The organism is Bythopirellula goksoeyrii, from assembly GCF_008065115.1.
GTDB lineage: Bacteria > Planctomycetota > Planctomycetia > Pirellulales > Lacipirellulaceae > Bythopirellula > Bythopirellula goksoeyrii.
This window is the reverse complement of the sequence record NZ_CP042913.1, coordinates 3,309,167-3,321,255: the sequence shown is the minus strand read 5'-3', so window position 1 is coordinate 3,321,255 and position 12,089 is coordinate 3,309,167. Positions and strand designations below refer to the sequence as shown.

9 protein-coding genes are annotated in these 12,089 nt (G+C 51.3%); 4 read left to right on the top strand and 5 right to left on the bottom strand.

Features of this window, described 5'->3' with window-relative positions; translation table 11 throughout:
* Positions 1-196: 196 nt before the first annotated feature.
* Entirely contained in the window at positions 197-1,768 is a 1,572-nt protein-coding gene (locus Pr1d_RS13185; RefSeq protein WP_148073968.1) for a sulfatase family protein, read from the top strand.
* A gap of 18 nt (positions 1,769-1,786) precedes the next feature.
* Here Pr1d_RS13185 and Pr1d_RS13180 read toward each other — a convergent pair whose 3' ends face one another.
* Entirely contained in the window at positions 1,787-3,286 is a 1,500-nt protein-coding gene (locus Pr1d_RS13180) for a glucoamylase family protein (RefSeq protein ID WP_148073967.1), read from the bottom strand.
* 169 nt (positions 3,287-3,455) lie between these two features.
* Here Pr1d_RS13180 and Pr1d_RS13175 point away from each other — a divergent pair, with 169 nt between their 5' ends.
* On the top strand, positions 3,456-4,481 hold the full coding sequence (locus Pr1d_RS13175) for a LacI family DNA-binding transcriptional regulator (RefSeq protein ID WP_148073966.1): 1,026 nt from the start codon (positions 3,456-3,458) through the stop codon (positions 4,479-4,481).
* 13 nt (positions 4,482-4,494) lie between these two features.
* A complete protein-coding gene (locus Pr1d_RS13170; protein WP_148073965.1) occupies positions 4,495-6,282 on the top strand; it encodes an MFS transporter in 1,788 nt (595 codons plus the stop codon).
* Positions 6,283-6,299: 17 nt separating this feature from the next.
* On the opposite strand, the gene Pr1d_RS13165 is transcribed toward Pr1d_RS13170, so the two are convergent.
* On the bottom strand, positions 6,300-7,142 hold the full coding sequence (locus Pr1d_RS13165; protein WP_148073964.1) for an endonuclease/exonuclease/phosphatase family protein: 843 nt from the start codon (positions 7,140-7,142) through the stop codon (positions 6,300-6,302).
* A gap of 98 nt (positions 7,143-7,240) precedes the next feature.
* On the opposite strand from Pr1d_RS13165, the gene Pr1d_RS13160 reads away from it, so the two are divergent.
* Positions 7,241-8,620, top strand: coding sequence for a GH1 family beta-glucosidase (locus Pr1d_RS13160; protein WP_148073963.1), 1,380 nt, complete (start codon positions 7,241-7,243; stop codon positions 8,618-8,620).
* 89 nt (positions 8,621-8,709) lie between these two features.
* Here Pr1d_RS13160 and Pr1d_RS13155 read toward each other — a convergent pair whose 3' ends face one another.
* From Pr1d_RS13155 to Pr1d_RS13145, 3 genes are all read right to left on the bottom strand, one after another.
* Positions 8,710-9,273, bottom strand: a complete 564-nt coding sequence (locus Pr1d_RS13155) for a hypothetical protein (protein ID WP_148073962.1) — start codon at positions 9,271-9,273, stop codon at positions 8,710-8,712.
* A gap of 369 nt (positions 9,274-9,642) precedes the next feature.
* On the bottom strand, positions 9,643-10,386 hold the full coding sequence (locus Pr1d_RS13150; protein ID WP_148073961.1) for a PEP-CTERM sorting domain-containing protein: 744 nt from the start codon (positions 10,384-10,386) through the stop codon (positions 9,643-9,645).
* A gap of 393 nt (positions 10,387-10,779) precedes the next feature.
* Positions 10,780-11,532, bottom strand: coding sequence for a PEP-CTERM sorting domain-containing protein (locus Pr1d_RS13145; RefSeq protein ID WP_148073960.1), 753 nt, complete (start codon positions 11,530-11,532; stop codon positions 10,780-10,782).
* Positions 11,533-12,089 lie beyond the last annotated feature (557 nt).

Genomic DNA, 12,089 nt, shown 5'->3' with positions numbered 1-12,089 from the left:
ATCGTTGGCATAGCCGTGTACTTCATTCTTGGTAACGATATAATCCTGTTGTGAACGCATGGCTCCCTCCTTGGAGAATGATTTGATTTGACAAAAACCATTGTCCTGAGGGACCTTGCGTTCACCTTTAGAAATCTCGCGTATTGGGAACTACTGAATTTCAAAACACGTTCTTAGACAACTAGGAACTCTACGTATGGCAAGAATCTTCGTTGTTTCACTCAATCTATTGCAATTGATTGTGTTAGTGGGTTTTCATTCGGTTGCTCTTGCGGATGAGCGACCCAACATTCTATTTGTCTTTACCGATGACCACGCAACCAAGGCGCTCTCGGCATACGATGATGGCTTGATCGAGACTCCGAATTTGGATCGACTTGCTAACGAAGGCATGAAGTTTAACCGTTGCTATGTCACCAATTCGATTTGCGGTCCGAGCCGAGCATGTATTCTCACTGGTAAGTACAGCCATAAGAACGGCTACTACCATAATGACCAGGAGTTTGACGGAACCCAGCAGACGTTTCCGAAGCTGTTGCAACAAGCTGGATATCAAACGGCCCTAATCGGCAAATGGCATCTTGGGCGGCAAAGTAAGCCTACGGGATTCGACTACTGGCATATCCTGGAACACCAAGGCTTCTACTACCAACCCAAGTTCATCACTCCTTGGGGTCAAGTGCAGTATTTGGGATACACTACCGAGTTGCTCACGGATCAGACGCTGGCCTGGTTGGAGCATGGCCGAGATCCCGATCGCCCCTTCTTGTTGATGATGCAGCACAAAGCCCCGCATCGACCTTGGGATCCTGCCCCAGATCGAGTTACTGACAACATGAATCAGGTCTACCCAGAACCAGAGAACCTGTTCGATAACTATGAAAACCGTGCATCGGCAGCCGCACAGGCGGAGATGCGTATCGCCAATGACAAGCATATGAGCATTCACGGTCCCGATATCAAGGCGTGGGATCAACCGGAGCTTAACGATCCTAACAACTCCCGAGCCCGCGATTGGTTTTATGGCAAGATGACTCACGACCAACTCACGACTTGGAAGGAAGCGTATCTGCAAAAGAACGAGAAGTACTACGAAGGGAAACTTAGTGGAAAGGACCTCGTGCGTTGGAAATATCAACGGTTTCTCCAGGACTATCTAAGTTGCGTTTCATCGGTCGACGACAGCGTAGGACAAGTGCTCGACTATCTAGAAGAAGCGGGGTTGGCCGAAAACACCGTAGTAATTTATAGTTCGGACCAGGGGTTCTTTTTGGGAGAGCATGGATGGTTCGACAAGCGGTTCATGTATGAAGAGTCTCTGAGAGCGCCACTACTGGTGCGTTGGCCGGGAGTTACTGAGCCCGGCAGCATAGAAGAAAGAATCGTCTCTAATCTCGATTTTGCCGAAACTTTTCTGGACATTGCGAATGTCGATATACCTGCTGAAATGCAAGGGGCGAGCTTGGAGCCCTTGCTCCGTGGTACTCCACCAAAGGATTGGCGTGATTCGTTTTATTATCACTACTACGAAGGAGGCGGCCACAATGTCAGCGAACATTATGGCGTGACGGACGGCCGCTACAAACTCATTCACTTCTACAAGCTCGGTGAGTGGGAGCTTTTCGATTTGGTTGCTGATCCGCACGAGATGCACTCCGTCTATGGCGATGTCGAATACGCCGAAGTGCAAGCGAAGATGCTGGCCAAGCTGCAAGACTTGCGAGTGGAACTCGAAGTCACAAGCGACGATCCTCCGACTCAAGAGTGAAGAATGATCAAATTCGTTTCATTCTGCAAGTTTCTTCAGTCGTAGCCGTTCGATTGCGAGTTGTGCGGACGGATGCTGCATAAACAATTTCCATACAAGTCCCGTGCGGGCGTTCTCAATTGCCAAAAGCATGGGCCCTTCGTCGATGCTGATGTAGTCAGGCGTTCCTTGCTGTTCATTGCGATCCAAATTAAAGCTGTCGAGCAAGCCGTATCCTCCCTTGGAGAATTCCCGCCAAACCACATAGTTTCCTTCTTCATCTTTCAAATTACGGAAATGACGCAGCGCTTTGACAGATAGCTCTGGAACAAACATGATCGCCGATCCAGCAGCATAAGGGGTAACTGTTCCGCCACAGAAATTATCCTTCTCCTCCAGGTTGGGTCGCACCGACTGCACGATGTAGCCCATGGTTCCATCGGGATTCACGTCAGCTGCCGGACTAAGCCCCCAGGAATTGGGGCCCATCGTCTTGAACTCATCCGACTTCTCGATACAACGCTGCCGATGGGTGAGCATCGCACGGCTTGAATTCTCGAACCAATCGATGCTGGGCTGATCGACTCCAAAATCGCTCGGACTATCTGCTCGCAACGAGCGGTAATCAATCCAGCAATGATTGAAAAAATAGGTGAAAGCAGGGCCCCCCCAGGAAACTGCGTAGGGGGCCATGTCTTTGTGCTGCTTCAGCACTCGGTGCAGTCGATAGTAAACTTCAGGAGGTACGGTATGATCCGCAACGGGAGTTCCAACCGCCAGGAAAGTTACAATCTGCTCTTCAGCGCTGGCATCGTGCCAATTCCAGGGTCGAAAATCGCCGGGCTTATCCAGGTCATGCCCCTCGTCGTCGGGTCGCCAACCGAAGGATACAAATCCCTCGGGCTGCGTCTGGTAGATCTTCCAATTCGCATCGGCCACCATCTTGTCTACCAAACCGGCGACTTCCCCATCAAAATAACTGGCCGCCGTCATTGCGCCTGCCTGAAGCAGGGCGTGATCGATAGTGCTAGCCTGCACTTGCAGACCCTTGTCTTGATGCATCCCTCCCTCGTTTAAGTCGACATAGTGCAGATAGATGCCGAATTTTTTGTTGTCTGTGCGAGGAATGATTCCTTGCAAAATCGCCAGCGCCCGATCGTGCCCCTCCTGGCGAGTAATCCAACCGCGCTCGACGCCAATGGGAATCGCTGAGAGTTGAAATCCGACTCCAGCCAGACTGGAAACCCGGTCGTTCGTGAGGCGGTCCTTTACGAGTGGGACGGGGCTACCGACTTCCTTCCAAAGAAAACGAAAACAGCCTTCTTGAATCTCATCAAGCAGGGCTTCATCTTCCGAGCTGAAAGCTTGGGAGATGGCCTTGGTGGTATCCGAGGAGCGCAACACATCTTGTTCGCCACTGACAGTTGAAGCAACGAGCATCATGCCCATCCAAAAAAATCGCGAGGCTATGCCACAGAATGACTGGATAATTCGCATGAGGTTCCCCAGGAGTTCGAGTGAGAATATACGGAGGAGCAAGCGACGATCCTTCCAACTTCTCGGCAAACCGAATAATTGAAAAAACCGTCACTCATGGCCATCATCAATTGTTGACAACGGCTTATATCGCAGAATATGATTGATTGAAAGCGCTGTCAATTACGATGGCTCGAAAAAGGGATTCCAGCGTAGCTAAGCGGAGAACTATATGCCTGCTTCGATTGAAGATGTTGCTCGGAAGGCAAACGTATCGATCAGCACCGTTTCTCGGGTACTCAACCGTCGCAATATCGTCAACGACAAGACTCGCAAGCGAGTCGAAGGGGCAATACTAGAACTCAATTACCGGCCCAATGTATTTGCTCGCGGGCTCATGCTTCAGCAGAGCAACATTCTAGGTTTGGTCTTGCCTGATCTTCACGGCGAATTCTACTCGGAAATCATACGAGGTGCGAACGCGAAGGCTCACGATTTAGGTTATCAACTGATGGTTTCATCGGTAGGAGGAAAGAACGATGGCCACGCTGTACTTTCCGCTGTCTCCAGCCATGGCTTAGTTGACGGAATCGTTGTGATGGTCTCAGAGATCGACTCCAAGGCCAAGAAAACTCTCTCAGGAGTCACGATTCCCTTTGTGGTGCTCGATGGCCAGGTTGATCGAGTGAAGCATGATAGTGTCGTAATCGATCAGAGACATGGAGCCGAAGAGATGATGCTGCATTTGATCGAGGATCGACAGGCAAAACACATCATCTTTGTAGGAGGTACCAAAACCAACATCGATACGATTGATCGACTTGCTGCCTATCGTGATACGATGAGTCAGGCCTCCTTACCTGTCGACGCCAATGACATTTATCATCTAGATTTTAGTTACGAAAAAGCTTTCGAGCTTGGCATTGAGAAGGTCAAAAGCTGGGCTTCCTCGGATGCCTTCATTTTTGCAGCCAACGATGAAATGGCGGCGGGCATTATTGATGCCGCTATCGAAAAAGGAATCTCCGTTCCGGAACAAATTCGCGTGGTTGGTTTCGACGACACACGAATCGCCATCATGACCAGGCCAAGGCTTACCACGGTTCACGTCCCAATGTCCAGCATGGGGGCCCAGGCAGTCGAGTTACTCTGCCAGCGATTGAAAGAACCTGAACGTGCTCCAGTGAAGATAACTCTTCACTCGAATCTTGTCATCCGTGAATCCTGCGGATCGAGCCAGGAAGCGTCTCTTCGTTGAGACTTGACACATCATGTCATCTAACCAGCGGCAATTCATTCCAGTAGAAGATCGCGTCCCCTGGAATCAATTGATTGCCTACGGCATGGGTGGTGTGATCCCGATTGCCCTGTTCAATATCGCTGGGCAGCTCATGGGGCTGCTAGGCAATATCTCGCTGGGGCTCAGTGCGTTTTGGCTCGGTACCATCATGATTATTCCCCGGCTGTGGGACGCGGTCTCGGACCCCATCATTGGGCACCTCTCCGACAACACCCGCACTCGCTGGGGTCGCCGGCGCCCTTACATCCTGATCGGCACACTGGCCGTGGCCGTTAGCTTTGTCGCCATGTGGTGGGTGCCTCGCGGCGAATGGATTCGGACGATTTTTGTAAGTGATACAGCATACAACTGGTTCCAACTCAGCTTCATACTGGCGGGACTTCTAGTTTTCTTCACTTCCTGCACGGTTTTTGAGATTCCACACGGTGCCCTAGGCATGGAAATGTCACCCGACTACCACGAGCGGACGCGCTTGTTCAGCGCTAAAAGCTTCCTGGGGAACTTATTTGCCATGGGCACTCCCTGGCTGATTGCGCTGGCGGGGATGGATTTCTTTCGCGGGCCTGGGGGAGACGTGGCCGATGGCATGCGCTATGTTTCGCTCCTGATCGCCGCCATTCTAGCCCCCATGGCTTGGTGGTGGTTCTTTTCTCTCCGCGAACCAGCGTTCTCGGCTGTCAAAGAACAGCAGAAAACAGGCTTCTGGAAAAGTATGCAAACGACCATGAGCAACAAGACGTTTCTCAGCCTAGTGGTGATCATCTTCACCTTGGCAATGGGATTCAACTTCGTCGCGCTGTTCAACTATTACATCACTATCTTTTATCTCTATGGTGGCAATGAGGTTGCCGCGGGCACTCTACTTGGCTGGGGCGGCACCGCTTGGGCCGTTACCGGACTCATCGCTGTATTTCCGCTGAATTGGATCAGCCGACGGCTGGGAAAAAACAAGACCTTGCTGATCGCAATCTTACTGATGTGCACCGCACAGATTACGAAGATCGTCTGTTACAACCCCGAGCTTCCCTACCTGGTACTCATTCCGACTGTGTTGCTTTCGGCAGGAATGTTGATGTTCTTCACCCTGGGTTCGTCCATGGTGGGTGACATTTGCGATGAGGACGAGTTGCGTACCGGCACGCGGTCAGAGGGAAGCTACTACAGCGTCTATTGGTGGTTCATTAAGATGGGAACTGCGTTTGCCAGTTTTGTCACGGGCGTACTCTTAGTGTTTACTAGTTTCGATGAACAGCAAAATGTTTCAGCAAATTCCCTACGCGGAAGCATAGAAGTCCTCAACGCAGATATCGAAGAGTGGGAAAAATCTACCGTTCCCCCATCGGAACGCCTTGCGGCCGTCAACAAACATATTGCAACCGTTCAAAAAGATATCACCAAGCTCAAGGATCACTTTGAAAAAAGAATCAATGATCTTCCAAGCCAGGCCGACAATACCGGGCAACTCAAACTGAATCTGGAAAAAACTGCTGAACTTGCGGCCGCGCTCGAAGCGCAAGCGGACGAATTAGTTACAAACCCTGCAGAGTTGGCAAGCCAAACCAGTGAAATGCTCGCTGTCGCAGCACTGCTCAAGAAACAGGCCCCGCTGACATTGTTCCGCCTACGACTGGTCGAGATCGGTCTGCCACTGCTGCTGAGCATCGTCTCGATCTGGCTCACTTTGCGCTATTCACTCACAGAAGAACGCTGTTACGAAATCAAGGAAGAGCTAAAAGAACGACGAAGAATAAGTGGCTAGTGGTTGGTTGTTGCTCATCACTTGACTTCAAGCGTAGCCGTGACGGGGAAATGATCCGACGGATAGCGACCATCGCGTTGGGTACGAACGATGTCTGCCTCCAACACCTCCCAGCGATCGTTTACGAAAACAGCGTCGATTTTCTCGCCCGAGGTGGTCCCCTGGAAACCATTGAAGGTGCCTATATTTTGACCCTCAGGGTGCAATACAAGATATGACTCTCTGAGACCCAGCACAGCGAACGGCTGCCGGGCTTCGTTTGCCGGGCCAACATTGAAGTCTCCCATCAAGATGACCGGTTCCTCGGGCGGTAGCTTGGCGATGTACTCGGCAATCAACCGACCGCTGCCAACACGGGCTGATTGAGATTGATGATCCCAATGGGTGTTCAATACATGCAGTATCTTCCCGGTCGTACGATCGACCAAACGCGCCCAGGTGCAGATTCTGGGAAGTTCATTGCCCCAGTTGTGCGAACCTCGCTTGTTGGGAGTATCCGACAGCCAAAAAGTCTCCCCCTCCAGCAGGTCAAACCGCCTGCGGTCATACAAGATTGAAGAGTATTCGCCGTTCCCATCGGCTTCTCGGCCGACACCTATTGCGACATACTGAGGAAACGCTACAGCGATTTCATCCAGTTGCCCGCGCAGTGCTTCTTGCAAACCTAAGAGATGTGGCTCAAAATCGCTAATCACTTCAAGTACAAGATTCTTACGATGAGGCCAGCAGTCATCACCATCCGGTGCCGTGCCATAGCGAATATTAAACGTCATCACCCGCACGGCCTCTTCTGCTTTCGCTAGAGACGTAGACAGCGCTAAACAGCACAAGAGAAACAGACTCGCATATAAATTCAACATTACAGATCTCTGAAGAAAAAGAAGTCGCAATTGTCAGTTTGTAGGTCACTTACAAGTCTCTCATAGTTTTCCGTGAACTCAAAGGGTAACAAATCCTTATGGTCGAACAGCCTCGCGTATTTCCTGCCGATTTTACCTGGGGAGTCGCCACGTCGGCCTACCAGATCGAAGGAGCCGCCGATATCGATGGCAAAGGACCGAGCGTATGGGATCAGTTCTCTGCCGAGGGAAAGGTGCGTAACGGCGATACAGGCCAAGTCGCATGCGACCATCACCGTCGCTATCGAGAGGATTGCGACCTGATGCGTGAGTTAGGAATCCCCAATTATCGACTTTCTATCTCCTGGCCTCGCATATTGCCCACCGGCAACGGGGATATCAACGAACGGGGACTTGATTTCTATGATGCCCTCATCGACGCCTTGATGGAACGACAAATCCAGCCATGGGTAACCTTGTTTCATTGGGATTATCCTCAGGCGCTCGAAGACCAAGGAGGCTGGCTCAACCCCCAGAGCCCTCGCTGGTTCGCCGACTACGTCCGCGTTGTGGTCGAGCGGCTTTCCGACCGCGTGCAGCATTGGTTCACGATAAACGAACCCCAAGTGTTCTTGCGGTATGGGCTGGTGGATGCCATCAATGCGCCGGGGCTTCAGTTGTCACTTGAGGAGCGGTTGCTGGCCAGCCATCACGTGTTGCTGGCACATGGCTTGGCCGTAGCCGCGATTCGCTCTGTGGCTCAAAAGCCTCCACAGGTGGGCTGGGCTCCAGTGGGGATTGCCATGATGCCCGCCACCCAGAGCGCTGCCGATGTTGAAGCCGCAAACCTGGCCATGAGCGGCACGCCTGACAATCTGTGGAGTAACACTTGGTTTAATGATCCCGTCTTTTTGGGTTCCTACCCCGAAGCGGGCCTTCGCGAATTCGGCTCAGCTGTCCCGACGACCACGCCGCAGGAAATGGAGACGATCGCCGCTCCGCTCGACTTCTTGGGGCTGAATATCTACACGGGCACGTACGTCAAGAGCACCGGCGCTAGTGCGTACGAGGAGTTGCCGGATCCGCCGGGAGCTGCGAGAACTGCGTTTGACTGGCCGGTGTGCGAAGATTCGCTCTACTGGGGCCCCCGCTACCATTGGGAGCGATACAAAACGCCGATTTACATCACAGAGAACGGCATGGCCAACATCGATTGGGTAGCCCTCGATGGGGAAGTCCATGACCCCCAACGGATTGATTATCTCGCCCGGTACCTAGGAGAACTCCACCGTGCGATCTGCGACGGGGTTGATGTGCGCGGCTACTTCCTCTGGTCCTTGTTGGATAATTTCGAATGGGCCGATGGTTACGGGAAACGGTTTGGCTTGGTGCATGTTGATTTTGCGACCCAACAGCGGATCGCCAAAGATTCAGCAAGGTGGTATCGGGAAGTAATCCACACCAATGGGCAGATTGCCTTGTTAGCCTCATCTCGATAGCGACCGGATTGTTGGAAAAAGCGGTTAGTAGTTAGCTGCAATGCTTTCCCCCAGCTCCCAGGCCCCCATCCCCAGACCCTCTAAAAAAATCACCCCACCAGTGCTTCAGTCGACTGGGATCCGTCTGGAAAAACCTGCTTGGGATTTCCAGCTCGAAGGTGGCGGACAAAAACTACCAACACACAAAAAGCGGCCAGAACATAAGCAACCCCCGCACCGACAACTGTCAGCATCGAGTACATCTGCCGGTCCAAGTAGACCAGAGTCAGAGACGTCGAAATCGCAAAGAAACAAAAAAACAGCACGCTGAATCCGATGACAAACGAATGATCCACTTCGCGAAATTCGGGATGACCTTCCAGCCAATGTTCCCAGCAAGTGATGTCTTTGATCTGGGGCTCGACCTGTTCACGCAGATACCGTCCAGCACGCGAAATGTTGTTGTCCTCGGCAATGAAGGACATCATTAGCCCCAACAGCAAAAAGGGAATCGCGGCATTGGCAAATGCCGTGGGGTACTCCGCTGCCAAAAAACCTGATACCAGCACGAGGGCCACGCCAATGATGACAAGCCAGAAAATCCGGGATTTCGATTCACTGATTTCCGTGCGTAAAGTAAGATACTGCTGTTTCATGAATTCGTCAGTAGACATGGCAAGACTCCCTTGAAAAGGTAGAACAGAGAGGCGAAAAGAAACTCAAACAGCCCGGCTGACCGTTTTGCAAATGATCCCTGAGAGCTAGCAAAGCAGCAGCAAGTGTTTTTCATGATAACTTGCTATAAATGCAGCTACAACCAGTATCACATAAGTTTTGCGAGCTGTGGCAACCACGTAATCCGATGCATCCGCCTTACTTATCAGCGTTACCGCTCGTTCCGGCCTTCAGATTTGTCCCGCTACTCCGCCTAAGGGATTTTGTACCACGCGCGAATGTGGGTACGAGGAGCAAAAAAACACCCGCCCGACTGCGAAGGGCAATCGGGCGGGTGGGTATTAAGCAAACTCAGTTGGTAGTGGGATCTAACGACGACGCATGTTCAAGAGACCAACGAGACTCATGCCGACTAATGCCAAGCTGGTTGGTTCGGGAACGCGAGTCAGACTGAACTTGTCCAGGAAAGCGGATTGTCCACCGGGAATGGTTGAGTCCATGCCGTTGACCATTCCACCTACAACGGAGATTGTGTCGCCTGCAGAAACACCTGTCAGCTTGAGGGAGAAGGGATTCCCTCCCAGCGCCGGAGAAGCTCCACCTCCAATGTTTCCCAATATCATCGGGGCAGTCAACAAATCAACGGAGGTCGAACCGCCAGTTCCACTGGAGCCCAGTGACGTGAAAAAATTGCTTGCCATAAAATTGGCCTCGCGCCCGGCTACAAAGCTAAGTAAGTAATCGCCTGCGGTTGGTACAACAGCTGTTTGTACGACAATGGCAAAGGCTTTCGGCTCAGCAGTATTCCCACTCTGCTGACCTTCGAAAGACTTAAACCAAACTCCATTGCCACCGTCTCCAGCACCTCCAGAACCATTTTCAGCATTGGCAAACCCACCCTGAAATTGAGCGGAAGTTCCAACTCCGTCAGGCTTGTTGATGGTAAGCACCCAAGGGCTATTGCTGGTCTGGCCTCCTGCAGTTGCCGTAGTGAAGCTGCCATCGACAAGACACTCCTGGCCAAGTTGCCCACATAGATGGGCTGCGTGCGCGAGCGTTGCCATCACAGCGATGGCCAAAAAAGAAGAACCTCTGAATAAGATTAGTTTCATTAGGAACACCCTCTCCCTCAATTGAGGCTAACTCAAGAAAAAATAGGATAGAACAACGTGATCATAACAGACTGTCTGGAAAAGTGGGATGCGTAAAAACTGAATTTGTCTGCAAAATCGCTCCCATTCCGGCAAATGAACAAGCCTTTGGGCGTTTTGCAAGGTTTTAATCGATCAAATCTCTGATTTCTGCTCGCAATTCGTCCGATCAAGCGAATCCACGCTATCAGGTAAAATAAAGTCTCCAAGAAAAAAATCACCTCTATACTGGCGGGCAAAAATCGCCATGTAAGCACTTGCTGACTTGCAGTGGGGTTGCATACCCGCCCGTTTGCAAATTGCAATCGGGCGGGTGCGGTTAAACATAAAGCTTGAGTTACAAGTTGCTAAATTCTAGCGACGACGCACTCCTAAGAGTCCAACAAGGCCCACGCCAATCAGCATAAGACTGGTAGGCTCCGGAACACTCAGAGTCCATAGATCTGTAACTAACGCTGCATCACCTGCCCCGACAACGTTCCAGGCATTGCTGATGGACATACGAGACCGCACACTTACTGCTCCAGATGGTGCAACTCCGGTGGCCATATAGCGCGCGTAATCACGATTGAATGCGGTGTCTTGTTGGAGATCAGCAGCGGTCAGGCTGAGGATATCGCCACCAAGAACGCCTCCACTACCATCAAGAAACTCGATGCCGAACTCCGTGACAGTACCATTGCTGTCGTCTTCGCCAGAGTAACCTGGACCCGCAGCGATCCAACCCAGTAGAGTGTACGTTAGACCCGGTGTCGCGGGAGTGTCCTGATGCAAGCTGGCCTCAAGTGTGAATGTTCCTTCGCTTGGTGCTTCCCCCCGAAAGGTCTTGAAAAACACGCCGCAACTATTAGCTGGATCGCGACAATCGCCAGTGTCTGTGTCTAGTTCAACATTGGCGAATGTTTCCGACGAGAGTCCATCGGAATCTGGAGGCACATTCGTGTTAAGATGATTAGAAGTCGCCACATAGCCGGTTGGCGTGGCCAGTAGCTGAGAGGAAACAGTGGCGTCGTTCATGCCGCCGTTAGTCAGCAAATTGGCGTTTGCTACGCCCGTCATGCAGGTCACAAGGCCCACCACAACGTACATTTTTAGCATCGTTTTCATTAGAAACTCCCTCCCTCGAATGAGGTTCACTCAGAAAAAACAAGTAAAGAACGCCTTTACTTCTGGGTTAGACGATTCGAAAAGAAACAACAGCGATTCATGGCAATCAACCATGAAAGCGCTTCCAGGATTGCATCCTAGTCGGTCCAGATACACCATGCAAGAAAAAACTTCAAAAAAAGTAGATGAAACTACTTGCCCACCCTGTGAGGGGATTCCTAGCTGGGCCTCGTTTCTTACTCCATCGGATTACTTTTCATCCTTCGGACCAATTGAGCTGGAGAGAAATCCCGCTTTAAGCAGAACCATGACCGAGTACTTCTAAACTCTTAAGAGTACAAAAAAATCTAAGAAAGCGCTTGCAGTTTGTATAGTGCTTGTCTACAATATGCCGTAGAGGGACCTTTTCACATTACTCGGCGCTGGCTGAGTTAGTTTCGAAGTCTATTCATTGATGCGATAGATAGGGTTCACGATTTTGCGAATCACGTTGTCTGTACATAATTGACTAATTGTTAGCCGAAATTCCATTCAGGCGCTACGATGCTAAGAGGGAG

What these genes read in the sequence shown, in the direction of transcription:
- Pr1d_RS13160 (WP_148073963.1), top strand. Translation starts at nt 7,241, where the DNA reads ATGGTCGAACAGCCTCGCGTATTTCCTGCCGATTTTACCTGGGGAGTC.
- Pr1d_RS13155 (WP_148073962.1), bottom strand. Translation starts at nt 9,273, where the DNA reads ATGTCTACTGACGAATTCATGAAACAGCAGTATCTTACTTTACGCACG.
- Pr1d_RS13185 (WP_148073968.1), top strand. Translation starts at nt 197, where the DNA reads ATGGCAAGAATCTTCGTTGTTTCACTCAATCTATTGCAATTGATTGTG.
- Pr1d_RS13170 (WP_148073965.1), top strand. Translation starts at nt 4,495, where the DNA reads ATGTCATCTAACCAGCGGCAATTCATTCCAGTAGAAGATCGCGTCCCC.
- Pr1d_RS13145 (WP_148073960.1), bottom strand. Translation starts at nt 11,532, where the DNA reads ATGAAAACGATGCTAAAAATGTACGTTGTGGTGGGCCTTGTGACCTGC.
- Pr1d_RS13165 (WP_148073964.1), bottom strand. Translation starts at nt 7,142, where the DNA reads ATGTTGAATTTATATGCGAGTCTGTTTCTCTTGTGCTGTTTAGCGCTG.
- Pr1d_RS13150 (WP_148073961.1), bottom strand. Translation starts at nt 10,386, where the DNA reads ATGAAACTAATCTTATTCAGAGGTTCTTCTTTTTTGGCCATCGCTGTG.
- Pr1d_RS13175 (WP_148073966.1), top strand. Translation starts at nt 3,456, where the DNA reads ATGCCTGCTTCGATTGAAGATGTTGCTCGGAAGGCAAACGTATCGATC.